This is a genomic window from Paraburkholderia sp. D1E (assembly GCF_052682275.1).
Genome location: NZ_JBQYMB010000001.1, coordinates 9,347,669 through 9,372,950 on the forward strand (window position 1 = coordinate 9,347,669; position 25,282 = coordinate 9,372,950).

The following is a 25,282-nucleotide window of genomic DNA, read 5'->3' on the forward strand; positions in this document are numbered from 1 at the left end:
GGCCGCCCCCAAATTTTCTTGCCCCTCGGGGGCCTGGCGCGAAGCGACAGGTATGGGGGCGCTCAGTATTAAAACGGAAGCGGTACGGCGACCCCGAAAAACCGCTCCATCCACACCTGGTACCAAGGAGAAGCTATGCAACACAAGATGAAACAGCTGGCAGGCGCAGCACTGGTTGCGGCAATGTCGCTGGCGGGGACGGCCAACGCTCAATCGACCGAAGACGTGAAGATCGGCTTTGCCGGTCCGATGACGGGCGCACAGGCGCACTACGGTAAGGACTTCCAGAACGGCATCACGCTGGCTGTGGAAGACATGAACGCAACCAAGCCGGTGATCGGCGGCAAGCAGGTTCGCTTCGTGCTGGATTCGGCCGACGACCAGGCTGACCCGCGCACCGGTACGACCGTTGCACAGAAGCTGGTGGATGACGGCATCAAGGGCATGCTCGGCCACTTCAACTCGGGCACCACGATTCCGGCTTCGCGCATCTATGCGAACGCGGGCATCCCCGAAATCGCCATGGCGACGGCGCCTGAGTACACGCAACAAGGCTTCAAGACCACGTTCCGCATGATGACGTCCGACACGCAGCAAGGTTCGGTCGCCGGCACGTTCGCGGTGAAGACTCTGGGCATGAAGAAGATCGTGATCGTCGACGACCGCACGGCTTACGGCCAGGGTCTGGCAGATCAGTTCGAAAAAGCAGCGAAGGCAGCAGGCGGTCAGATCGTCGATCGTGAATACACGAACGACAAGGCTGTCGACTTCAAGTCGATCCTGACCAAGCTGAAGTCGGTCAACCCGGATCTGGTGTACTACGGCGGTGCGGATTCGCAAGCGGCACCGATGGTCAAGCAGATGAAGCAACTGGGCATCAAGGCTCCGTTGATGGGCGGCGAAATGGTTCACACGCCGACCTTCATCCAGCTCGCGGGTAACGCCGCTGACGGCACGGTGGCATCGCTCGCCGGCCTCCCGCTGGAAGAAATGCCGGGTGGCAAGGACTACGTCGCGAAGTACAAGAAGCGCTTCAACGAAGACGTGCAAACGTACTCGCCGTACGCTTACGACGGCGCAATGGCAATGTTCGACGCCATGAAGAAGGCTAACTCGACCGATCCGGCTAAGTACCTGCCGCTGCTCGCGAAGACCTCGATGCCGGCAGTGACGGCAGCGAACCTCGCGTACGACGGCAAGGGCGACCTGAAGAACGGCGGCATCACGCTGTACAAGGTTGTCGACGGCAAGTGGACGACGCTGCAAAGCGTGGGCGGGAAGTAAGCCGCCTTCGACACGGGCATCGCGCGCCGCGCGGTTCTGCAGCGGCGCGTATTCCAACTGGACGGCGTACGCGTTTCACACCCGTTCCAATCGAAACATCTGAAAACACCCCATGAGCCGATTTGGCTTGTGGGGTTTTTTTGCCTCGAGCCACGGCCTTTTATGCGCAATGAATAAAGCGCGTTTTAATGCGTGCTTATCGATTGGCATTTTCGAAAAAAAGAGGCCCTGCTTTATTAAGCACACCGATATTCTGCGGCGTGTCTTCTTCCTTATTTAGGGGATACATTTTCCGCATAGCTGCCGATTGTTTGATCCATGTCTAACCGTCTGATTTACGCTTAAGCGGCTAGGCGGTTAGTCTTCATCTGCCAGTTCAGATGTACGAATAAGTTAATTTGCATTTCTAATAATAGATGATTGAGAGAAATATCGTCCCGGTTATCTGACGAAGCGGCGCCTAAAGCACGCTCACCTTTATAGGTGCAGTGAGAGAAATGGAGTGTGGAGTGTCGATCAAGACGAAGTACGAAGTAACGCAGTGGCTGATCGCTTATACGCGAGAGCACTTCAACAGCGAATGGGACGGCACGACCGCGAGCCTGGCCGATCTTGGTATTGACTCGCTGTCCGGGGCGGACTTGGTCTGCTCTTTGGAGCGCTGGTGCGGCATCTCGATTCCCGCGGATTTTCTCGAGCGCGTCAGCAACTCTGACGAGCTCACGCAAGCGCTGCTCGAATTGGCGGAGCGGTCAAGGGCCGGGTCGACGCGTGGTCGGCCGTATGAACAGTTCGTGAACCCCTGGCTCGCGCAAAAGCTGCAGCAATTGAAAATCGACCGGTCTTTCGTCCGGGCAGATGGGCCATTTCTTTACGACGAGGACGGCAACCAGTACCTCGATTTTCTGGCGCAATACGGGGCCGTCCCGTTCGGTCACCATCCGAAAATAATCTGGGATGCGGTTAATGCGCTGCGTGAGGAAGCCGAGCCGGTCTTTGCGCAACCTTCTTTTCTCGTATCGGCTGGGCTGCTTGCGAAACGACTGATCGGACTTGCACCGTCAGGGCTTCGGTACGTGACGTTATCCAATAGCGGCGCCGAGGCGGTGGAGGCGGCGCTCAAAATGGCGCGTCACGCAACCGGTCGCACACGTATTCTCTCTACTCGAAATTCCTTCCACGGCAAAACGTTCGGCGCCTTGTCGGCCACTGGCAAGCCCGATTATCAGTCCCATTTCGGTCTGCCGATCCCGGGCTTCGACTACATCGAGTACGGCAATGCCAACGCGCTGGAAGCGCATCTCGCGTCCTGTGCTGACGCGTACGCGGCCTTCATTGTCGAGCCGATTCAGGGCGAGGGTGGTGTGCATGTACCGCCAAAGGGATATCTGGCCGAAGTCGAAGCGATCTGCCGCCGGCACGGCGTCTTGCTGATTGTCGACGAAGTGCAGACCGGGCTCGGCCGCACTGGCGCCATGTTCGCCTGTGAATACGAAGGCGTGCGCCCCGACATTTTGCTGTTGTCGAAAGCTTTGGGCGGTGGTCTCGTTCCCATTGGCGCCACGCTTTGCACTGAGGCCGTCTACCGCGAGAAATTTGCGCTGAAACATTCGTCGACGTTCGCGGGCAATGCGCTTGCGTCGCGCGTAGCCCTCGCCACGCTGGACAGGCTGACGCGCAACGAGGGCGAGTTGCTGCACCATGTCCGTACGGAAGGGGCCTATCTGAAACAACGGCTCGAAGCGCTGCGCGAGAGCTATCCCGAACTGATTGAAGAAATACGCGGGCAAGGCTTCATGCTGGGTGTTCGTTTCAGCTCGGATCGCACGCGCTGGCCGGAAAACTTTCTCGGCATTGCAGCTCAGGAAGGCGAGCTGGCGCAATTTGTCGCCAGCTACCTGCTCAACGTCGAACGGGTGCGCTTTGCGCCTACCCTCAACCGGGGTGACGTGCTGCGCGTTCAACCTCCGCTTACCACAACGCGCGAGCATTGCGACATGGCGGCTGATGCGCTCGGGCGCACGTTGAAGGTGTTGGCCAGCCGCAATACGGGTGCCTTTTATCGCGCACTGCTTCGGCGCGAGCCGCCGGCCTGCGAGGCAGTCGAGGCGCGGCATGCCAACCAATCGCGCACGCCGTCACCCGCCGCCCTTCCGGCTTCGTGCAATGAACATCACTTCGCGTTTCTGCTTCATCCACTCGACCCGCAGAGTTACGCGGACTACGACCAGAGTCTCAGCCTGCTCTCGGCCGAGGAGCTGAACGAGTTTGCGCAAAGCATGGACGGGATGATCGATCCTGTCGTTGGGTCGACCGTGCAGGTCGAATCTCGCACCGGCGCGAAGGCTCGAGGTGACTTCATCATGATCAGCCATACCGCCGCACAATTGCAACGCCTGCCACAGCGCGAGGCCATCGAGGTGCTGAACAAGGGCATCCGTCTCGCGTGCAAGCGGGGCGCGCAGATTGTCGGACTGGGCGCTTACACCTCGGTTGTCAGCGGCGGAGGCGTGCAGTTGCTGAATCCGGACGTGCCGTTGACATCGGGCAACTCGTACACCGTCGTGGCCGGTATCGAGGCGCTGGACGACGTGATCCGCCGCACCGGTCGTCAGTGGGATCGAAGCGCGGCCGCGGTCGTCGGCGCCGCCGGTGCGATTGGTTCGTGCATGGCGACGTTGCTGTCGCGGCGGGCCGCGTGCATTCTCCTTGTCGGCAATCCATCTCACACGTACGAAGTCGGTCGGGCGCGGCTCCTGCGTGTCGCTCGCATGATCGTGCAGGACGCCCTCTTGTCATCCGAGCAAGCGCTTCGTCCCGGCTCCATTGCCGCGCAAATCACGCAGATCGCCGCGGAGTTGGGCTCGTCACATGCTGATGAACTTATTAGGCAGCTCGAAGAGCGAAGGGCGCTCTGCCTGACCGGCGACATCGCTTCGTTGAGTTCGGCACACGTGGTGCTCGCTGCCACCAGTTTTCCCGGCGACGTCATCGAGGCGAGCTTGCTACGACCTGGCAGCATTGTGTGCGACATTTCCCGACCTCGCTCGATCCCGGCGTCGGTTGCCGAGCGTCGTCAGGATGTGCTCGTGATCGACGGCGGGATTATTGCACTACCCGGTTCACCGCGGATCGGACCGTACGGCATCGCGCCCGGTACGTCGTACGCCTGCATGGCCGAGACCATGCTGCTCGCCCTTGAAGGGCGTTTCGAAACCACCAGCATCGGCGATACGCTGAATATGCACGAGATCGCGCGGCAGCAACAACTCGCACGCAAACACGGATTTTCACTCGCGGGGTTGCAGAGTTTCGGTCAGCCACTCGCCCGCACTAATCTGCAGCGATTCATCGATTCCACCGCACAGCCTTCGCCGGCGCTCGTTTGAGTCGAGCATCGGCATCGACATTTCGAGGAGTTCCCATGATTGCTTCTAGCCTACCGCTTAAGCTTCTCGTTCCACCCGACCCCTACCGGAGTGCGAGCCTCGTCGAGGTGGTGCGTAACTACGCCGATACCGCACCGGGCGCCATGCCGTTCACTTTTATCGACTACGCGGGCGCTCGGCCGGAAGACCTGGCGATGACGTACCAACAGCTAGACCAGCGGGCAAGGCGCATAGCCGCGCTACTGCAGACTTCGGGCAAACCGGGTGATCGCGTCTTGCTGCTCTACCCGGCGGGGCTCGACTATCTATGTGCGTTGTTCGGCTGTCTCTATGCGGGGATGGTGGGCGTGCCAGCCTATCCACCGCTTAATCCGCGCCTGCGCGACCGGCTTGCCGCCGTTGCGGAAGATTGCGGCGCCAGCGCGGCGCTGACAACGGGGGCGGTGCTTGAGCTGGTCGGTGACCGGGCCGGGCCACCTGGCCGCCTGCGCTGGCTAGTCACCGATGCCGCGCTGGGTCATCTCGAAGACGCATGGCGCGATCCAGGTGTGACTCGAGACCGTGTGGCGATTCTGCAATATACGTCGGGCTCCACGGGCACGCCAAAAGGCGTGATCGTCACGCACGGCAACCTGTTGCACAACGTCTACCTGATCGCGTTGCATTTGCAATTCAGGCCTGACGATCACCATCTGACCTGGTTGCCGCCATATCACGACATGGGGCTGATTGGCGCAATGCTCGGCTCGTTCTGTGCAGGCGTGCCGGTCAGTTTCATGGCACCCGCCTCGTTCCTGCGCCGGCCGGAACGGTGGCTCGGCGAGTTGTCGAAACGGCGCTGCACGGTGAGCGGCGCGCCCAATTTCGCCTACGAGCTATGCATCGAAAAGATCCCTGAGGAGGCACTGGCCGCATTCGACCTGTCTAGCTGGCAGCTCGCCTACTCGGGCGCGGAACCGGTACGAGCCGACACGCTGAACCGTTTCGCCGAACGCTTCGGTGCACGCGGATTCCGGCGTGCAGCGTTCTATCCGTGCTACGGCATGGCGGAAACAACGCTATTCGTTACCGGCAAACGCCGCGACGAGCCGCCCCGCACGCTGACCATCGATAGCGTCGCTTATGCAAACGAAGCCCGTGCAGTAGTGCGCGAGGGTGCCTTGGCGGATCCATCGGTGAGTGAATTTGTGAGTTGCGGCGAGGTTGCAACGGACCTCGATCTGCGAGTGGTCGATCCGCATTCCGTGCTCGAGTTGAGCGAAGGACGTGTCGGAGAAATATGGGTGGCGGGGCCTTCTGTGACGTCGGGGTATTGGCGCAGCACACCCGGGACAGCGGGCATATTCGACGGTCACATTGCTGGGCGTGATCATGCATACCTGCGCACGGGCGACCTTGGTTTCATGCATAACGGCGAGCTTTATGTCAGCGGCCGGCTCAAGGATCTGATCATCATTCGCGGCGTCAATCACTATCCCCACGATATCGAACGCACGATCGATCTTTGCCATGACGCAGTTCGCCCAGGATGCGGCATTGCTTTCTGCATTACCGCGGGCAACGAAGATCATCTCGTGTTCGTGCAGGAAGTCGGACGTCGCGACGAAGCACGATCTGACGAAATTACCGCACGCATGCGTGACGTCATTTATTCGCAACACGGAATTCAGGCCTACGCGATCGTGCTGATCGCGAACGGAACCATTCCCAAAACGACGAGCGGCAAGCTGTCACGCCGGCCGTGCCGTACCCAGTTTCTGGAAGGACGCCTGCAGGTGATCTCGCAATGGATGAACCCTCGATTCGCCTGTATGGAGCAGGGCGTCGCTGAGCCTCCTCGGCATGCGATGCCAGCCTGAACCCGTTCGCTTATTTTCCCAGGAGGTATTCATGTCCGCGCTTTCGCCGAGTCCGGCTGCATTCACACCGGCTTTCGATCCTCTTATCCCCCATCCTGTCCATGTGCGGGATCCCTACATCGTCTACAAGCAATTGCGCGAGCACGCGCCAATGTACCGGTCGCCTCACGGCGTGTGGATCGCCAGCCGGCACGCCGAGATCTCGTTCATGCTGAAAGATGCCCATTTTGGGCGTGGCTACTTCTACTTCGAGAACATGGCTCAGCGGATGGGGCCCGGCATCGTCGAGCAGCCGGTCTACGCGTCGGCCCGGAACATGATGGTGATGAAAGACGGCGAAGACCATTTGCGCTTGCGGGAATTGGTCGCGCGAGCTTTCGCGCACAAGCGGATCGAGTCGATGCGTCCATTCATGCAGTCGGTGATGCACGATCTGATCGACGTGGCGCTCAAAAAATCGGCTTTCGACGTGATGCTCGACCTCGCCTTTCCGTTGCCGAGCGCCGTGATCTGCCAGATGATCGGCGTCCCAAAGCAGGACTGGCCGAAGTTCGGTCAACGCAAGGCCAATGGTTCCCGCGCGCTCGAACCCGCGCCGTTGAATCCGCTGGAAATGTTCGAACAGAACCAGGCCGTCGACGAGGCGCGTGATTATTTCGAGTGGTTGATCGACCTGCGCCGCCGCGAACCGGGTGACGACCTTACGTCGCAATTGAACGCAGCGGAGCAGCAAGGGCGAATTACGCATGCCGAGACGATCGACAACCTGCGAATGATGTTCGTCGGCGGGCAGGAAACAACGGTGAATACCATCGGCAACGGCCTGTTCGCCCTGTATGAGCATCCTGACCAGTTGCACACGCTCAAGCAGGACATGTCATTGCTTCCCGGCGCGGTGACCGAAATGGTGCGCTATGACTCGGCCGTACAGATGACACCGCGGCAGGCGCGCGAAGACATTGAAGTTGCAGGCTCGTCGATCAAGGCAGGGGAGACGATCTTGTGTATCGTCGCGTCCGCCAACCGCGATGAGAGCGCGTGGCCTCACGCCGGCCAGTTCGACATTACTCGCACGAGCAACTATCCGCTTTCATTTGGTGGCGGCCCGCACTACTGCCTTGGCGCGCATCTCGGTCAGGTCGAAACCGAAGTGGCGCTGCAAACCATCTTCGAACGCCTGCCCAATCTCAACCCGCAGATGGACAATCCGCGCTGGCTCCCCGGCACTGTCGTCTTCCGCGGGCTGCAGTCGTTGCCCGCCACCGCGTGACACGGAGATCGAGATGGTGCGCAAATTTCTCACTGGACTGGTCGCGATAGCGCTGGTCTTCGTCGTGCCGGCAGCGCTGATCCAGCCGCAGGCACTCCTTTCGTCGAAGCTCTGGGCAATGGTGGCCGCTGGGCTGCTCGCCTCGTTGACGCAGCCGGCCTACAGCCCGCTCGATCACGACGCCCCTCCCGAAGATCGGGGCACAGCAAAGCAGCTCGTGTGGACGGTCTATCTGACGCTGCTGTTTGGTGTCGTCGAATGCCTTCTGTGGCGGTATCCCGGCAGCATGGACTGGGACGCGCTTGCCATTGCCACCTACGCGGTCGCCATTGCCGGCGCCTTATTGCGCGCGTGGGCCGTGGCTGCGCTGGGGCGCTTCTTCACTTGGCACGTGCGCGTTCAGTCAGGCCAGCAGGTCGTTTCGAGCGGGCCCTATCGGATGTTGCGCCACCCGAGCTATACGGGCGCCTGGTTGCTCTACACGGGCATGTTGCTCGCCATGCACGCACCGATTGCGGCGGCGCTCGCCGGCGTTTTGCTGCTCGCCGCTTTTGTCAGGCGTATCCGCTACGAGGAAGGCCTGATGTTGCAGGCGTTTGGCGCGGAATACGTCACCTATAGCCGGCGCGTCAAGCGGCTGGTTCCACTCGTCTGGTAACCCTGGAAACACATCGCCATGTTGACTCTTCATCACTCACCGTTTTCCGTTGCATCCCAGAAGGTTCGGCTCGCGCTCGCCGAAAAGCAGCTCGATTGGGATGACCGTCTGGTTGACCTGTTAGCGGGCCAGCATTTGCAGGAAGATTTCCTGCGCCTGAACCCGCGAGCCGAAGTGCCGGTCCTCGAGCACGACGGTCACGTGCTTAACGAATCGTGGTTCATTTGTGAGTATCTCGAGGAAGCCTTTCTTCAGCATCCGTTGATGCCCGCCGCGCCGGTGCATCGTTATGCCGCGCGCCAATGGAATCACTGGATCGAGCGTGAGCTGCATCATGCGTCGGGCGTCGTAACGTATGCAGTGTTGGCGCGCCCGCTTTTACTGCAGCAGCCGCCCGAGGTGGTGGAAGCCTTACTGAAGGCGATACCGGACGCGTCGGTGCGCGCATGGCGCGCGAGCGTCCTGGAGCATGGCCTCGACGCGCCGCAACTGAAGGAAAGCATCAGCAGGCACCACGCGTTCGTCCGACGGATGGAGACGCAACTCGTCGACGCGCATGGGTGGCTCGCCGGGCCCGCTTGTAGTCTCGCCGATCTCGCTGCCTTGCCCTACGTCATGCGCGCCGATCACGTGGGCCTAGGCAGCCTGATGACCTTCGAAGAGTCGCCCAACCTTCGCTCCTGGTACCTTCGCATGCTCTCGCGGCCTTCCATGCAAGCGTCGTTCGTGCGCTACGTCGACGCGGACCTGCAAAGCCTCATGACTCAGCTCGTCGTCGCCGCGCATCCGAAGCTAGAACAACTCATACAAACGAGCGATTGACGGAGGGCGGGATGGATCAACGGAACTTGTTCGAAACGCCCGCGACGTACCGACTGGTGCGGTTGGAATATCTCATTGCGCTGGTCGTCTGCGTCGGACTGCTGATTGCCCACCGCACTGAGGTCCGCTGGTGGGCTTTCGTGTTGCTTTTCGCGTACATCGACGTTATTGGCTATCTTCCCGGCGCAGTGGCGCACCGGCGTGCGCACGGCAGGCGCATCCATCGGGTCTTCTACGTCCTTTACAACGTTGCCCACAGCGCGGTCACGGCGCTTCTGGTTGCGATAGTGTGGGCATGGTGGGTGCGACCGGAATGGGCGCTGCTCGCTATCCCGATCCATCTGTGCGGCGACCGGGCGCTGTTCGGCAACTTTCTGAAGCCGTTCGGCGTGAGCTTCGAACCCGCCGCGCATCCCGACTTCGAGCGTTTCCGCAGTAGCTATGTCAACGCGTGCGGCCGCAAGCCCGGGGGTCCTCATGGGACGTAACGCTTCGGCGCCTGCACTCGCCGATCAGGAAACCATCAAGGCCGTGCAGACGCTGCGAACCCATGCGGACCACCCCTCGGCGCTACTCGCGATCAACCGGCAAACCGCGCGCTTTTGCGCGCCCGGGATAGACGGCCTGATTGCCTATCGACTCGCGGGTCGCCGACATCTGGTGATGGTCGCCGGCATTGCGGCCGCGCACGATCAGCGCGCGGCGTTGCTCGACACCTTCTTGCTCTGGGCGCACCGCGAGGGTCGCAAGGTCGTAGCTGTGCAGATGCTGCACGAGGATGCTGAACTTTTCGCGAGCCGTGGTTTCAGTGTCAATCAGATCGGCGCCTCCTACAGTGTGCGGCTCGATCGGTTCAAAATCTCGGGTACACCGTTCATCAAACTGCGCAACAAGATTTCGCGCGCGCGGCGCAGCGGCGTCGCCGTGCTCGAACTCGGCGTCGACTTGCCGGCAAGCGGCGACGTATGGGACGCCGTCGCCGCTATAGACCGGGCATGGATCAAGGATAAGGGCACCAAGGAGTTGGCCTTTCTCATTGGCGAATTGGGTGCCCCCGAGGCGTTCGACCGTGCGATCAAGCGTCTTTTTATCGCCATGGCCGACGATGTGCCAGTGGCATACATCCTGTACACCGCGAGCTTCGGCCAACACGCCGGCTGGATGCACGACCTGAGCCGGCGCAACCCGGACACGGCGGCCGGCGTCATGGAGCTCGTCAACATTACCGCCATCGAACGCTTCAAGGCCGAAGGCGCGCCGATGCTGAACTTCGGCTTCACACCGCTTACCTCGCTTGCAGACAGCAACGAGTTGCCGGGCGCATACAGCCGCGCCACGGCGTGGGTTTTTCGCCAACTGGCGCAGCACGGCAGTGTTATCTATCCGGCTCAAGCGCAGTTGCAATACAAGCTGAAATGGGCGCCCGATCTGATTCAGCCCGAGTACATTGCGTTTCAAAAGGGCGCGACCGCGGGTGGACTGTGGCAGTTCCTCCGTCTCACGGGGGCAATCTAGTGACATTGAATATGTCCGCTTCCCTGGCATCTCGCCAGCCGTATTCGACGGTCTGGCTCCCGTTCCCGCTCGACGAGCTTGCGCCCGCGCCAAGCGGCCACCTGCGCTGCGACGTCGCGGTGGTCGGCGGCGGCCTGTCGGGCTTGTCGACCGCGCTGCATCTCAAGTTGGCCGCGCCCCAACTCGACGTCCTACTGCTCGAGGCGGGACGCATCGGTTACGGCGCGAGCGGCCTGAATTCAGGTCAATGCGCGCCGCGCATCGGACCGGCCATCGAAAACCAGGTGCGGTCACTGGGCGAAGAATTCGCGCGTGCGGCGTATGACTATTCGCTTGGCGCAGTTGAATTCGCAGCCAGGTTCGCGAAAGACCTGGCGATAGATTGCGAACTCCGCTGTGCCGGGCAATGGCAAGTCGCCCTCCGAGACGCCGATGCGCTCAAGCTCGAAAGGCGGGCGGCGGTGTATCGATCGCTTGGGCTCGACGTGCCATTGCTCGGTGCCGATGCGGTACATGCATCGTTGCCGGACGCATACCGCATACGCAACGCGCTCGTCTTTCCGGCCTGGTTGCTCAATCCGGGCCGATTATGTGTGGGGATGAAGCGAGCGGCTCTCGCCCAGGGCGTGCGCATTTTCGAACATGCACGAGTGGAGCGGTTGGAGCGCGACATCGGCACGCTGCACGTCGGCTCCAGCTCGATCCGGGCGTCGCGAATGGTGCTTGCAGTCGACGGTGCCATTGGCGGGCTGATCGCGTTTCGACGGAGTGTGCTGCCGGTCACAGCGTTCGCCGCCGTGACGCGCGCCCTTTCCTGCGCGGAGCGTTCAGCGATCGGCTGGACGCAGGGCCAGGGTCTCTACGATGCGCGCCCCATGTTCAATTTTTTGCGACCGATGGCCGATGGCCGCCTGCTGATTGGTGGCGACTATCGTTACGCGCGCGACACACAAGCCGGCGTCGCTCAGAAGCCGCAAGACGCGTCGCATTTGCTTGCACAGTTGTCCCTGTTCTTTCCATCAGTGCGTTCGATCACTGCGGACGTCGTCTGGCACGGACTGCTCGGCTGCACTCTAAATGAATGGCCGATTGTCGCCCCACTCGATCGCGACGGCCGCCACTGGCATATCGGCGCGTGGAATGGGCACGGCGTCGCACTTGCCCTTCGCGCCGGCCACGATCTCGCCTATGCAATGACAGGGCAAACCGCGCTGCCAGGCATTCCATGGCACTGCCCGAGAGCGGCGAATTTGCCACATAACCTGATTGCCATGCTGGTTCCCCTGTACCTCGAATGGCTTCGCCATTCGAGCCGAATGACCATTTGAAACGAGGTAACACTTCATGTTCTTGCAGGAATCACGCGCCGTATTGGCGCGCTACGCACCGGGGCTGGACGCCGAACTGACCCACCGTGGCCTGTCGGCCCTGGAGTCGATGGAGCCTCAGGCAATCAAGGCGCTGATCCACCAATACCGGCTGCCGCGCTTGTGGGTACCGTCCTCACTGGGCGGCGCCGCGATTTCACCGTACGACGGCATTCGTATGCAGCGCGCCATTGGCGCGAGCGCACCTTCAATGGCGCTCATGCTCACCATGCACAACTTCACGGTCAGCTTCTGCAATGCGCTCGCCGATCATGTACCTTCGTGCGCGCACATGCTGCACGACGTTGCTCACGACAATCTTCTGGTCGCGTCCGCTTTCGCGGAGGGCCGCCGCGGTGCCGGCATCCTGGACTCAACCGTTTTCATGACCCCCGACGGAGACGACTTCCGGATTAGCGGCAGCAAAAAGCCCTGTACGATGGCGAATTGCATGGACATCATCACGGTCGGCGTCGCGCTGCAGGGCGCGGACGGCGCCAAACATACCGGCATGGCAATTCTGCCTGCGGATGCAGCAGGTGTGACGCGGCGTGCGTTCTGGAACGTTCCGCTACTCGCTGCCGCGGACAATCATGAACTGTGCTTCGACAACGTGAAGGTGTCGGCTGATCAGTTGCTGCTTGCAACCGAAGACGACGCCGAGACCGCGCAGATAGTGGCCGTTGCCGAAGTGCTGGGCCTCTGCTGGTTCGAGATCGTCGCATCAGCCAGCTACCTTGGCGTGGTGAGCGGCATGGCTGCGCGGGTCGTGGCGGATCGCGGCGTGGAGGAGTCAGAGCGCGTGCTGCTTGGCAGCGAACTGGAGTCTGCGCAAGCAGCGCTCGATGGTGCAGTTCATCTGATGCAAACGTGCCCACCCGACGAGGCGTTGCTTGCCCGCGTCCTGATGATACGTTTTGGCGTTCAGCGCGCTATCGAGCGGTGCGCCATGCACGCGGCGGAGCTCGGCGGAGGTCTCGCATTCATCCGCGATGGTGAAATGATGACGCTGCTTATGGCAAGCCGATGTCTCGCTTTTCACCCAATCAGCCGAAAAGCGGCGCGCCCCATGATCGCAGCGTGGCTCGAAGCGGACGCTGGCGACGCACCCGACTTGCAACGGGCCGCGAACTGACACCAGTACGATTCGGCAAGCTGTGGCGCAGGCCGCTGCTTGCCGCATGACGGGCATGCGCTCCCGTATGCGCATGCCCGTCATGCTGACCTACCAGAGGCGAACCATGAAGTATCTCATTGTCGTATCGCTAGTGTTTGCCGGCGTCATTCATCTTTTGCCGCTCAGTGGGGCGCTCGGCGCGAGCCGCCTTGCGAGTCTTTACGGTATCGCGGTCGAGGAACCCAATCTTGCCGTCCTCATGCGCCACCGTGCGGTGTTGTTTGGGTTACTCGGCGCGTTTCTGATCTATTCGGCGTTCAACGCGGCGATGCAGCCGGTGGGGTTCGCCGCGGGCGCCATCAGCATTTGCGCGTTTTTGTGGCTGGCATGGTCGACGGGGCATTTGAATATGCATCTCGGGCGCGTTGTGATCGTCGACGTGGTGGCGCTGATGCTACTGATTCTTGGAGCGTGTGGGCGTTGGTGGTTGGTGAAGTCTGCTTGATCGCGGCGTTCGTGCGATCAAGCAGATCCTCGCACGCACCACGCTGCACGGCTCATTCCCCTCGCAGCTTCCGCCCCTGCTCCCGAATCTGCTCCAACGTCGCGCCTGGCGTGCTCGCCTCCTGCGGCATCCGGATCTCGATGAGCGCCGCGCACGGTGCTTCCATGGCGCGCCGCAAAGCCGGCAGGAAATCTTCTGTGTGCTCGACCGTCTCGCCGTGCGCGCCGAACGACCTCGCGAACGCGGCGAAGTCCGGATTCGTGAGACCGGTACCGTGCACGCGATTCGGATAGTGCCGTTCCTGATGCATGCGGATCGTGCCGAAGTGGTTGTTGTTCACGACGATAAAGATCACATGCAGGTCGTACTGCATCGCCGTCGCGAGTTCTTGTGCGGACATCATGAAACAGCCGTCGCCGGCTAATGCGACCACTGCACGTTGCGGATACATCGACTTCGCCGCGATCGCCGCTGGTACGCCATAACCCATCGCACCACTGGTCGGCGCAAGTTGCGAGCGGAAATGCCGATACGAGAAATGCCGATGCAGCCACGTCGCGTAATTGCCCGCACCGTTGGTGAGGATCGCGTCTTCCGGTAGATGTGCGCGCAACTGCTGGATCACTTCGCCCATTTGCACGTCGCCAGGAATCTGGCGAGGTTTGCGCCAGTCAAGATAGGCGCTATGTGCGTCTTGCGCCGTGCCCGCCCATGCGGGCTTGTCAGAAGAAGGCTTTAGTTGGGCAAGCAGCGCTGCCAGTTCCGGCATGCCGGACACGATCGGCAAATCGGCTGCGTACACGCGGCCTAGTTCTTCCGCGCCTTGATGGACGTGCACCAACGTTTGCTTCGTTTTCGGAATGTCGAGCAGCGTGTAGCCGTTCGTCGTGGCTTCGCCCAGACGCGGTCCAAGTGTCAGCAGCAGGTCCGCATCGCGGATACGTTGAGCAAGCGCGGGATTGATGCCGAGTCCGACATCGCCGGCATAGTTTGGATGCTCATTGTCGAGTGTGTCCTGGAAGCGGAACGCGAGGCCGACCGGCAATTGCCAGTTCTCCACGAAGCGCTGGAAGTCCGCGCATGCAGCGGGTGTCCAGCCACTGCCGCCGGCGATCACCATCGGACGTTGTGCGCCTTCGAGCAACTGGCGCAGCTGCTCGATCTGCCCAGCAGACGGCGACGCCGCGACTCGCTTGAATGCAGGCGCGCCGGCAACAAGGTCGCACGCATCGCTCAACACATCTTCCGGCAACGACAACACGACCGGCCCTGGCCGCCCCGACGTCGCCGTGTGAAACGCATGGCTCAGATATTCGGGAATGCGCTTCGGATCGTCGATTTGCGCGACCCACTTGGCCATCTGCCCGAACATGCGCCGGTAGTCGATTTCCTGGAAGGCCTCGCGGTCGAGATGCTCGCGCGCGCATTGACCGATTAGCAGGATCATCGGCGTGGAGTCCTGAAACGCGGTGTGCACGCCGATCGATGCATGCGTCGCGCCCGGTCCGCGCGTGACGATGGCGACGCCCGGACGCCCGGTCAATTTGCCGACTGCTTCGGCCATGTTCGCGGCCGCCGCTTCATGCCGGCAGACCACGGTCTGGATGCGGTCGGTTTCGTCGTGTAGCGAATCGAGCACGGCGAGAAAACTCTCGCCGGGTACACAGAAAACACGCTCGACGCCGTGTGTCAGCAAGGCATCGACGACGAGGCGCGCGCCCGTGGTTTGGGCGGCGGGAGAAGATTCAGAAGCGAGCGGCATTGCGATGAAGCCTCCATGCGTTGCGATGGGTACGACCGGTACAGTTGAGTCGTTGCCGCATCGGGTTTGCGTTTCTCAACATTCCACAATATTCACCGCTAGTCCACCGCGCGACGTTTCCTTGTACTTCGTCTTCATATCCGCGCCGGTCTGCATCATCGTCTTGATTACAGAGTCCAGCGACACGTAGTGGGTGCCGTCACCGCGTAGGGCCATTCGCGCGGCATTCACGGCTTTTACCGAGCCCATCGCGTTGCGTTCGATACACGGAATCTGCACCATCCCGCCGACCGGATCGCATGTCAGCCCGAGGTTATGTTCCATGCCGATCTCAGCAGCGTTCTCGACTTGAGCAGGCGTGCCGCCCATCACCGCCGCGAGCGCGGCCGCGGCCATCGAACAGGCCACGCCGACTTCGCCCTGGCACCCCACTTCCGCGCCTGAAATCGACGCATTCAGCTTGTACAGAATGCCGATCGCCGCTGCCGTCAACAGGAAGTCGATCACGCCTTGCTCGTTCGAACCCGGCATGAAGCGCGTGTAATAATGCAGCACGGCGGGGATGATGCCGGCCGCGCCATTGGTCGGCGCGGTGACCACGCGCCCGCCCGCGGCGTTTTCTTCATTCACGGCAATGGCGTAGAGATTGATCCAGTCGACCATCGACAACGGATCGCGTAGCGCCAGCTCAGGATTACCCGACAACGCGCGGTACAACTGCGGCGCACGGCGCTTCACCTGGAACGGGCCGGGCAAGTTACCGTCTGCACCCGGATTGTTGATGCCGCAACCGCGTGACACGCAGGACTGCATCACGTTCCAGATCTTCAGCAAGCCGGAACGTATCTCCTCTTCCGTACGCCAGACGCGTTCGTTTTCCCACATCAGTTGCGCGATGCTCTTGCCGGTCGAATCGCACAGTTCGAGCAATTCGTTGCCGCTGCGAAACGAATGCGGCAATTGTTCGACGGCGCTTAGCACCTTCGTGTTCGGCGCGCCCGCCGTCACCACAAAACCGCCGCCCACCGACAGATACGTCGACTCGCGCAGCGTCTCGCCCTGCGCATCGAACGCACGCAGTATCAGGCCGTTCGGATGCTCGGACAGCGCCTGGCGATAAAACGAAATGTGATCTTTCTGGACGACCGGTACGTCGTGCGTGCCGAGCAAGGCGAGCTTGCGCGACGCCTTAACTGCTTCAAGCCGTTGCACGATCGTGTCGGGATCGACCGTGTCGGGCGCATCGCCCATCAAACCGAGCATCACGCCGCGATCGGTGCCGTGCCCCTTGCCGGTCGCGCCGAGCGAACCGTACAGATCCACTTTCACCGACGCCGTCGCCTTAAGCAGCCCGTCGCGGTCGAGCCCTTGCGCGAACATCAGTGCCGCGCGCATCGGCCCAACCGTATGCGAACTGGACGGACCAATGCCGATTTTGAAGAGATCGAACACGCTGACTGCCATTTACTGCTCCCTGCTGATAAAAGTTAGTTTAGCGCGCCGGCAGCGGCAAACACACGGCGAGCCACGCGGGTGGCGTCGGTGCGAGCTGCAGCGCGATCGGCGTATAGCGTCCGTCGAGACGCGCCGCCAGGTGAAACAGTTCCGTCGCGTTTTTCGGGTCCCATTGACCCGAATAGCCAGGCAAACCGGCCTCGCGACGTCTGGCATCGAACGGAACGTTCGAATGCACGAATTCTTCATGCGTCTTGCTGCCGTCCGCGTACGGCGTGAGCCAGTTCAGTGCGACTGCCAGCGAGGCGCCGTTCGTCCCCTTCTCCGGCAACCAGTTGCGGTTGTGGCGGCGCGCGGCGAGCGCAGCGATCACGAGCGGCTGCAGGTCGTAGGTGACGTAGTGCAGCGCGTCGCGTTCGCCGAAGTCGAATGTCGAGCCGTCCGGCGCGATGTTGTCGCCGATATGCTCGTCGAACAGGCGCTGCGCCGCATTGATCATCTTGCGGTTATCTAGCGTGAACGCGGCCATCGAGATCAGTTTGATCCGGTGGCTTTGCCAGTTGTTCTTAAACGTGCCCTTGAGCGGGCGCGGCTGTGCATCGATCTGCCCGATGTAGCCGTTCGCGAGCTTCGTCAGGAACGCCATCGATGCATTGCGTGTCTTCACCGGTAACGCGCTCGCGGTCATGTCGTAGGCGAGGATGAGGCCTTCGAAATGGGTTTCGTCGATCGGATTGAAACTGGGTTGATAAGTCGTGACCCACGCATACAGCAAGCGGTCGACCAGCTTCAGATAACGGTCGTCGCTCGTTGCGCGCCATGCGAGCGCGGCGTCACGCAGCAGATCGAGATCCTTCTCCGCCTCGACGCTTTGATCGTAAATGCCTTCGTGCGGCAGCGTGCCTTCGGTATGCAGTTTCGCCAGCGCATGCGGCGGGTCGTTCAGATGTGCCTGCACATTGCTCACCAGTGCTTTGACCCCTGGATCGGCATTCGTGCGCTCGCTGGTTTGCAGCGCGGGCGCTGCACAAAAATTCATTGCGGCGTGCGCCTGCCGCAGCGGCAGCAGCACGGCTGCGCCTGCTAACAACAGTGTGCAAGTCTGCTGCCACGTCTGGACTCGCCTTGCTCCGGTCCGGCTTTGCATCAATCGCACCTTTCGCGCCATGCGAAACTCCTCGTTAGGCTGATTCGGTGTGTGATGTTAGCCGTTTGCGGACACAAGCGACAGAACCGCGCAACGCCTGCTTACAACCTTCAGGCGATGCGCGGTCAAGGCCATGCTTACTCGTAATCGGCTATCGGCACGCAGGAGCAGAACAGATTGCGGTCGCCGTACACATTGTCCGCTCGGCCGACCGGCGGCCAGTACTTCTTCGCGATCAGCGTGGGCAGCGGATACGCGGCGGTTTCGCGCGCATACGCATGCTTCCAGTCGTTCGCGATGACTACCGCTGCCGTATGCGGTGCGTGTTTCAGCGGATTGTCTTCGCGGTCCGAGCGACCTTCTTCCACAGCGCGAATTTCCTCGCGGATCGCGATCATCGCTTCGATGAAGCGGTCGAGTTCTTCCTTCGACTCCGATTCGGTCGGCTCGACCATCAGCGTGCCCGGCACCGGGAAGCTCATGGTCGGTGCGTGGAAGCCGTAGTCGGCGAGGCGCTTGGCGACGTCGTCGACAGTAATGCCACTGGTTTCCTTGATCGGGCGCAGGTCGAGAATGCATTCGTGCGCAACCAGTCCGCCCGGGCCCGAGTACAGCACCGGATAATGCGGCGCGAGTTTGTTCGCGACGTAGTTCGCGTTGAGGATCGCGGTTTCGGTGGCAGCCGTGAGGTTCTTCGCGCCCATCATCGCGATGTACATCCACGAAATCGGCAGGATCGACGCGGAACCGTACGGTGCGCCCGACACGGCGCCGATACCGTTCGGCGCGCGCTCATAGCCCGACGAAATCTGATTTGGCAGGAATTGCGCGAGATGCGCGCCGACTGCGACCGGACCGACGCCCGGTCCGCCGCCGCCGTGCGGAATACAGAAGGTCTTGTGCAGGTTCAGGTGCGAGACATCGCCGCCGAACTGGCCCGGCGCGCACAGGCCGACCATTGCGTTCATGTTCGCGCCGTCCACGTAGACCTGACCGCCGTGCGCATGCACGATCTCGCAGATTTCGCGGACGTTCGCCTCGAACACGCCGTGCGTGGACGGGTACGTGATCATGATTGCCGCGAGCTTGTCGGCGTGCTGATCCGCCTTCTTCTTCAGGTCTTCGATATCGACGTTGCCTTGCGTGTCGCAAGCCACGACGACCACCTGCATGCCGGCCATTTGCGCCGACGCCGGGTTCGTGCCGTGCGCCGAAGCGGGGATCAGGCAGACGTTGCGATGTGCTTCGCCGCGCGACGCGTGGTAAGCGTGGATGATCAACAGACCGGCGTACTCGCCCTGCGAGCCGGCGTTCGGTTGCAGCGATACCGCTGCATAGCCAGTTGCCGCGACCAGCATCTCTTCGAGCTGATCGATCATTTCGCGGTAGCCGAGGGTTTGCTCAGCCGGCGCGAACGGATGGATCTGGCCGAATTCGGGCCACGTGACCGGCAACATTTCCGACGTCGCGTTCAGCTTCATCGTGCACGAGCCGAGCGGGATCATCGAGCGATCGAGCGCGAGGTCCTTGTCGGACAGGCTGCGCAGATAGCGCAGCATTTCCGTTTCAGAATGGTGACGATTGAACACGTGGTGCGTGAGGTACGCGCTGGTGCGTTCAAGCGCGGCGGGTACCGACGCGGTGTTCGACGCGGCAAGGGCTGCGTCGAGTGCGTCGACTTGCGGCACGTCTTTGGCGCCTGCTGCTTCTGCGAAGAGGGCGAGCAGATCGGCGAGGTCACGGCGCGTCGTGGTTTCGTCGATCGACAGGCCGACTTGCGTGTCGCTGACACGGCGCAGGTTGATGCGCTTCGCCTTCGCGGCGTCATGCAGCGCTTGTGTGCGCGCGCCGGCTTCGAAAGTGAGCGTATCGAAGAAGGTTTCGTTGACGAGCGTATAGCCGAGTTGCTTCGCGCCTTCAGCCAGCAACGCCGCGATGCGGTTCACACGCAGCGCGATCGTCTTCAGGCCGTGTGGGCCGTGATAGACCGCGTACATGCTGGCCATGATCGCGAGCAGCGCTTGCGCGGTGCACACGTTCGAGGTCGCCTTCTCGCGGCGGATATGTTGCTCACGTGTTTGCAGCGCGAGACGCAGCGCCGGATTGCCTTGCGCGTCGACGGTGACGCCGACGAGACGGCCCGGCATCTGACGCTTGAATTCGTCGCGCACGGCGAGGTAAGCCGCGTGCGGGCCGCCGAAACCAACCGGCACGCCGAAACGCTGCGTATTGCCGACGGCCACGTCCGCGCCCCATTCGCCCGGCGGCGTGAGCACGGTCAGCGCGAGCAGGTCGGCGGCGACCACCACGTGGCCGCCCGCTGCGTGGATCGCATCGGCAAGTGCGCGGTAGTCGCGCACATCGCCGTTCACGCCCGGGTATTGCAGCAGCACGCCGAACGCATTCGCGGTCGCGGCGTCCGCAGCCGGGCCTACTTTAACTTCGATGCCGACCGGCGTGGCGCGTGTCTTCACCACTTCGATGGTTTGCGGCAGCACGTCGTCGGCGACGTAAAACACGTTCGATTTCGGTTTACCGACGCGTTGCAGCAGCGTCATCGCTTCGGCGGCGGCGGTGGCTTCGTCGAGCAGCGATGCGTTCGAGATCGCCAGACCGGTGAGGTCGACGATCATCTGCTGGAAGTTCAGCAGCGCTTCCAGACGGCCCTGCGAGATTTCCGGCTGATACGGCGTGTACGCGGTGTACCACGCCGGATTTTCCAGCACGTTACGCAGGATCACCGCCGGGGTGTGCGCGTTGTAATAGCCCTGCCCGATGTACGAGCGGAACACCTGGTTCTTGTCCGCCAGCTCACGCAACGCGGCGAGCGCTTCCGCTTCGCTCTTCGGCTGGGCGAAGGGGCCGAGCGGCAGCGTTTCGGTGCGGCGGATCGTCTTCGGAATGACGGCGTCGATCAGCGCGGCGCGCGACGCGAAGCCGAGGGCTTCGAGCATCGCATGCTGGTCGGCCGAATCCGGGCCGATGTGCCGTTCAGCGAAGGCGTCATGCACTTCGAGCGCGGCGAGCGAGAGAGGAGTGCGGTTCATCAGACGATCCGGGTGTTCGAGCTTCATGAGGTTGTTCCTGCCGGTGCGGGCGTCCGTTCGACGATTGAATCGGACGCGCCGCGCCTGTCGGGTTTAAACGTAATGGTGCAACTTGCGATGAATCAGGCGCCGATCGCTTTCGAATATGCGTCCGCGTCGATCAGGCGGTCCAGCGATGCGTCCGCGGCCGGCTTGATCTTGAAGAGCCAGTTGTCGTACGGCGCGCTGTTGACGCCATCCGGCGTATCGGTGACGGCCGGATTCGCTTCGATGATTTCGCCCGAAACCGGCGCGTAGATATCGGAAGCGGCCTTCACCGATTCGATCACGGCGACGGTGTCCCCAGCGTTGACGGTCTTGCCCAGTTCCTGGACTTCGAAGAAGACGATGTCGCCGAGCGCTTCTTGCGCATGGTCGGTGATGCCGACCGTCAGCGTGCCGTCCGCTTCGGTGCGGACCCACTCGTGCGATTCGGTGTATTTCAGATCGGCCGGGATGCTCATCGGATGCTCCTATGCGGTGTGATTCGGTAGTGACTTAAAAAGTTAGACGCGCGCGCCGGCTGCTTAAACTGCGAGCACCTTGCCGTTGCGCACGAACGGCAGTTTTACCACGCTTGCGGGAACGTTTTTGTCACGAATCTGGACATGAACGGTGTCGCCCGGCTGCACGCCTTTCGGCACGCGCGCAAAGGCGATCGATTCCTGCATCGTGGGTGAAAAAGTGCCGCTGGTGATTTCGCCAACGCCCTGCGGCGTGACGACTTTCTGGTGAGCGCGCAGCACGCCCGCTGCCTTGCCGTTTTCCTTCAGCAGGATCAGACCGACGAACGCGGCCTGCGAGCCGTCGGCTTCGAGCTTGCCCTTACCGACGAATTCGCGTGGCGAGGTCAGATCGACGGTCCAGGCGAGGCCGGCGTCGAGCGGCGAGACGTTGTCGTCCATATCCTGGCCGTACAGGTTCATGCCGGCTTCGAGACGCAGCGTATCGCGCGCGCCGAGACCGGCGGGCCGCACGCCTTGTGCTTGCAGCGCGTTCCACAGCGCTTCGACGTGATCCGCCGGAACGATGATTTCGAAGCCGTCTTCACCGGTGTAGCCGGTGCGGGCAACGGTGAGTTCGCCGAACGGCGTGTCGTCGACGCGCGCTGCATTGAACGGCTTCAATGCTTCAGTGGCGGCGCGCGCGGCCGGCACGGTTTGCCAGACTTTTTCGCGGGCGTTCGGGCCTTGCACGGCGACGATCGCGTAATCGCGGCGCGGCGTGATGGTCAGGCCGAAGCTGCCTTCGGCGTTGAGCTGGCCGAACCAGGCGATATCTTTATCGGCGGTGCCGGCGTTGACGACCACGCGGAAGTGATCTTCGCCGAAGTAATAGACGATCAGATCGTCGATCACGCCGCCATTCGGGTTCAGCAGACAGGAGTAGAGCGCACGGCCCGGCGTTTGCAGCTTGGCGACGTTATTCGCCAGCGCGTATTCGAAGAAGGCGCGCACGCGCTCGCCGGTAAAATCGACGACGCACATGTGCGAGACGTCGAACATGCCGGCGTCGGTGCGCACGGCGCGGTGTTCGTCGATCTGCGAGCCGTAGTTGACGGGCATGTCCCAGCCGCCAAAATCGACCATGCGGGCGTTGAACGCACGATGGGTGGCGTTGAGCGGGGTGTGTTTGAGTTCGGTCATGGGGCCTCGGGCATCTCGCGAAACAAAAAAGGCCACGCGGCGCTACGCCTCGCGGCCTGCTGGCTGCGAGCGATTGCGTTGCATGGCCCCTCTGTCCTCGATACCTGAGAGATTGCGCCGCCGTGCGATGGTGAAGCCGTGATCGCTACGGTGAAACGCGCGCCCCTTCGGTGGGCAGCTTGCCGGAATCTGCTCGACGTACGTTCGATGTACGCGGCGCAGATGGCTACTGCCGCTCTCCAGAGTGCGAAAAACCGGTGCCTTGATGTTGCCTGGGCGCGGGTTTTTCGACGCGGTCGGTCCTTTTGCCTGAGAGTTTGCGGGTGTGCCCCTTCGGCGGCGCGGCCTGCGATTTTCTGCTGCCAGCACGCTCTCCCGACGCGTGCGGCGAATGTACGCGAGGGTCGGGGGCTTGTCAAATAAAGGCCCGTAAGGGGCATGGGGGTGCCGCTGGGGGATCGCGAATGTCAAAAAAAGCGCGGGACGTGATGCCCGCGCTTCTTTGCTTCAGTGCCTGAACCGGCGCGATTGTTCGCCGATTTATTCGCCGATGGCGTGCGCCGCGTTGTCCAGTTCCTGATTCAGCACGCGCTGTTCGTCGCCGGACAGGCCGCCGCCGTGTTGCGCCGCCATGTCATGAGCTTCCTGACGGATCACGTCGAGGCGGTGATGCAGCGCGCCGCCTTGTGGGGGCGGGTAGTAGCCTTGGTTGACGCGAACGTCGATGCGGCGGCTCAGGTTGTCGATACGGCCGTTAACCTGGTTCAGGCGCTGGTCCGCGATCTGCTGCGGGTTCGGGCGCGGTGCCGGCGCGGGTTGCTGGGGGGCCACCACGCAGGCGGCCAGGGAGCTGAGCAATGCGCATGCTGCTACTGCGCGGACGATACGTGGCATGGACTCTCCGGAAGTCGTTGTCGTTTTGTGGTGCTACTGGGGTAGCAACGGATTGCCGGGGATTCGCGCTGACCGCGAACACGGGGTTATTTGTAACGTTATGTTCCTTTCGGGGTTGTCAGGCTTTTTGCCTTGGGCGGTGGCATTGCCAGTGTGCCGCCGCCAGATAGCGAGAAAGCGCCCCTTAGGCAAAATTTAGCGAATACGCTCAAACGGTAGCCGGGTGCCTTCTTCCGAACTCCTGGCGGCCAGCTCGATAATCGTCATCACGTCGACCGCGTCCTGAGCGCTGACCGGAAATTTCACGCCGTTCTGAATGGCGTCGGCCAAGGCAATATAAAAGCCGACGTATTCTCCGTTGCGCGTAGGCACTTCCCGCTCCACTTCCTGATCGCCTTGGATCACACGCAGTACCCCCGCCGCATTGCCGGCGCCGAACCCGTCATCGCCAGGCCGCAAGCCGGCTTTCAACTGATCTTCCTGCGTATCGAGCCCGTGTTTCACATAGCTGCCCTGCGTGCCGTGGATCGCAAACCTCGGTGCGACAAGCGCAGTCAACGCGCTTGCATGCAACACCACTTCGAACTCACCGTACCCCAGTTGAATGTGCACGTAGTCCGGCGCGCTGGCCTGGTCGCGATGCGTCCGAACGGTCGCGGACACGGTCTGCGGTTCGCCGAACAACGCCAATGCCTGATCGATCAGGTGCGGTCCAAGGTCGAATAGCAAACCGCCACCGCGCGAAGCCTCCTCGCGCCAACGCTGCCGAACCTCCGGCCGGAAACGGTCGAAATGCGATTCGTATTGCGTGACGCGCCCCAACTCTCTGCCGGCGAGCAGGTCCCGCACGGTCAGAAAATCACCGTCCCAGCGGCGGTTGTGAAAGGGGACGAACCGCTTGCTGCGAGCCAGTGCAATGTTGGCGAGCGTGTGGGCGTCGGCGGCGGTGAGCGTGACCGGTTTGTCGACCACCACGTGCTTGCCCGCTTCCAGCGCGCGGCGCGCCAGGTCGAAGTGCGTGTCGTTGGGCGTCGCGATGACGACGCAGTCGATTTCGTCGAGCGCCAGCAGGGCGTCGAGATCGGCCACCACCTTTGCGTGCGGGTAATCGGCCAGCGCGTGCTCGGGCTGGCTCGTCGCGATGGCTGCGATGCTGGCTCGCCCGCAGTGCTCGATCACCGGCGCATGAAAGGTCGCACCAGCAAAACCGTAACCCATCAATCCAATCTTCAGCGATGCGGACATGCGTGTCTTCCTGCAAAAACGGCGCGCCGCTTTGCCACCGCGGCGACGGCGCGCAACAGCGTAATTGTGGCATGTCCCGAAGGCGGACTGTCAGCATCGTCGCAGGCGTTTGTCGGCGGCGCCTGTTTGGCGGCGCTCGGACGGCAGTTGCGGCCACGACCGGGGCAACCGCGTTTTTGTCGTCGGGCGAGCCGCCCTTGCGGCCCCCTTTCCTGGCCGTCCGACAGCGGCGTCTGTCACGGCATCCGCTTCGGGCATCCG

At 62.1% G+C, this 25,282-nt stretch carries 19 protein-coding genes and 2 riboswitches; of the genes, 11 read left to right on the forward strand and 8 right to left on the reverse strand.

Annotated elements, in window-relative coordinates; genetic code table 11:
• The first annotated feature begins 135 nt into the window (after positions 1 to 135).
• From ACUN0E_RS41945 to ACUN0E_RS41995, 11 genes are all read left to right on the forward strand, one after another.
• Complete coding sequence (locus ACUN0E_RS41945) at positions 136 to 1,284, forward strand: branched-chain amino acid ABC transporter substrate-binding protein (protein WP_408218669.1); 1,149 nt, start codon at positions 136 to 138, stop codon at positions 1,282 to 1,284.
• A gap of 509 nt (positions 1,285 to 1,793) precedes the next feature.
• Positions 1,794 to 4,673 carry an aminotransferase class III-fold pyridoxal phosphate-dependent enzyme gene (locus ACUN0E_RS41950; RefSeq protein WP_445570248.1) on the forward strand — a complete coding sequence of 960 codons (2,880 nt, stop codon included), beginning with the start codon at positions 1,794 to 1,796 and terminating at the stop codon, positions 4,671 to 4,673.
• A 35-nt stretch (positions 4,674 to 4,708) separates the two neighbouring features.
• On the forward strand, positions 4,709 to 6,532 hold the full coding sequence (locus tag ACUN0E_RS41955) for a fatty acyl-AMP ligase (protein ID WP_445570249.1): 1,824 nt from the start codon (positions 4,709 to 4,711) through the stop codon (positions 6,530 to 6,532).
• 31 nt (positions 6,533 to 6,563) lie between these two features.
• The gene (locus ACUN0E_RS41960; RefSeq protein ID WP_408334861.1) at positions 6,564 to 7,802 is read left to right on the forward strand and encodes a cytochrome P450; all 1,239 of its coding nucleotides are present in this window, start codon (positions 6,564 to 6,566) and stop codon (positions 7,800 to 7,802) included.
• A 13-nt stretch (positions 7,803 to 7,815) separates the two neighbouring features.
• Positions 7,816 to 8,460, forward strand: a complete 645-nt coding sequence (locus ACUN0E_RS41965; RefSeq protein ID WP_445570250.1) for a methyltransferase family protein — start codon at positions 7,816 to 7,818, stop codon at positions 8,458 to 8,460.
• 18 nt (positions 8,461 to 8,478) lie between these two features.
• Positions 8,479 to 9,282: a glutathione S-transferase family protein gene (locus tag ACUN0E_RS41970; RefSeq protein ID WP_445570251.1), complete on the forward strand. Its 804-nt coding sequence runs from the start codon at positions 8,479 to 8,481 to the stop codon at positions 9,280 to 9,282.
• A gap of 11 nt (positions 9,283 to 9,293) precedes the next feature.
• Positions 9,294 to 9,770 carry a hypothetical protein gene (locus ACUN0E_RS41975; RefSeq protein WP_408334858.1) on the forward strand — a complete coding sequence of 159 codons (477 nt, stop codon included), beginning with the start codon at positions 9,294 to 9,296 and terminating at the stop codon, positions 9,768 to 9,770.
• On the forward strand, positions 9,760 to 10,797 hold the full coding sequence (locus ACUN0E_RS41980) for a DUF2156 domain-containing protein (protein WP_408225995.1): 1,038 nt from the start codon (positions 9,760 to 9,762) through the stop codon (positions 10,795 to 10,797). Before ACUN0E_RS41975 ends, ACUN0E_RS41980 begins: the two co-directional genes overlap by 11 nt.
• An 11-nt stretch (positions 10,798 to 10,808) precedes the next feature.
• On the forward strand, positions 10,809 to 12,125 hold the full coding sequence (locus ACUN0E_RS41985; RefSeq protein WP_445570252.1) for an NAD(P)/FAD-dependent oxidoreductase: 1,317 nt from the start codon (positions 10,809 to 10,811) through the stop codon (positions 12,123 to 12,125).
• A 16-nt stretch (positions 12,126 to 12,141) separates the two neighbouring features.
• A complete protein-coding gene (locus ACUN0E_RS41990; protein WP_408226001.1) occupies positions 12,142 to 13,299 on the forward strand; it encodes an acyl-CoA dehydrogenase in 1,158 nt (385 codons plus the stop codon).
• A 106-nt stretch (positions 13,300 to 13,405) separates the two neighbouring features.
• Entirely contained in the window at positions 13,406 to 13,786 is a 381-nt protein-coding gene (locus ACUN0E_RS41995; protein ID WP_408334849.1) for a phosphopantetheine adenylyltransferase, read from the forward strand.
• A gap of 52 nt (positions 13,787 to 13,838) precedes the next feature.
• Here the strand turns inward: ACUN0E_RS41995 and ACUN0E_RS42000 are convergent, their stop codons facing one another.
• The 8 genes from ACUN0E_RS42000 to ACUN0E_RS42035 form a co-directional block, all read right to left on the reverse strand.
• Complete coding sequence (locus ACUN0E_RS42000) at positions 13,839 to 15,548, reverse strand: thiamine pyrophosphate-binding protein (protein WP_445570253.1); 1,710 nt, start codon at positions 15,546 to 15,548, stop codon at positions 13,839 to 13,841.
• A gap of 75 nt (positions 15,549 to 15,623) precedes the next feature.
• Entirely contained in the window at positions 15,624 to 17,012 is a 1,389-nt protein-coding gene (locus tag ACUN0E_RS42005) for an L-serine ammonia-lyase (RefSeq protein ID WP_445570254.1), read from the reverse strand.
• Positions 17,013 to 17,040: 28 nt separating this feature from the next.
• On the reverse strand, positions 17,041 to 18,171 hold the full coding sequence (locus tag ACUN0E_RS42010; protein WP_445570255.1) for an alginate lyase family protein: 1,131 nt from the start codon (positions 18,169 to 18,171) through the stop codon (positions 17,041 to 17,043).
• Positions 18,172 to 18,287: 116 nt separating this feature from the next.
• Complete coding sequence (gcvP, locus tag ACUN0E_RS42015; protein ID WP_445570256.1) at positions 18,288 to 21,224, reverse strand: aminomethyl-transferring glycine dehydrogenase; 2,937 nt, start codon at positions 21,222 to 21,224, stop codon at positions 18,288 to 18,290.
• Positions 21,225 to 21,319: 95 nt separating this feature from the next.
• On the reverse strand, positions 21,320 to 21,700 hold the full coding sequence (gene gcvH, locus ACUN0E_RS42020; protein ID WP_408226019.1) for a glycine cleavage system protein GcvH: 381 nt from the start codon (positions 21,698 to 21,700) through the stop codon (positions 21,320 to 21,322).
• Positions 21,701 to 21,763: 63 nt separating this feature from the next.
• Positions 21,764 to 22,882 (reverse strand): glycine cleavage system aminomethyltransferase GcvT, encoded by a 1,119-nt coding sequence (gene gcvT / locus ACUN0E_RS42025; RefSeq protein ID WP_408226022.1) that lies wholly within the window; start codon positions 22,880 to 22,882, stop codon positions 21,764 to 21,766.
• An 81-nt stretch (positions 22,883 to 22,963) separates the two neighbouring features.
• A riboswitch (glycine riboswitch) is annotated at positions 22,964 to 23,135 on the reverse strand.
• Between the two features lie 34 nt (positions 23,136 to 23,169).
• A riboswitch (glycine riboswitch) is annotated at positions 23,170 to 23,270 on the reverse strand.
• A gap of 152 nt (positions 23,271 to 23,422) precedes the next feature.
• Entirely contained in the window at positions 23,423 to 23,776 is a 354-nt protein-coding gene (locus tag ACUN0E_RS42030) for a hypothetical protein (protein ID WP_408226025.1), read from the reverse strand.
• A gap of 195 nt (positions 23,777 to 23,971) precedes the next feature.
• Positions 23,972 to 25,021, reverse strand: coding sequence for an oxidoreductase (locus tag ACUN0E_RS42035; RefSeq protein WP_445570257.1), 1,050 nt, complete (start codon positions 25,019 to 25,021; stop codon positions 23,972 to 23,974).
• Positions 25,022 to 25,282 lie beyond the last annotated feature (261 nt).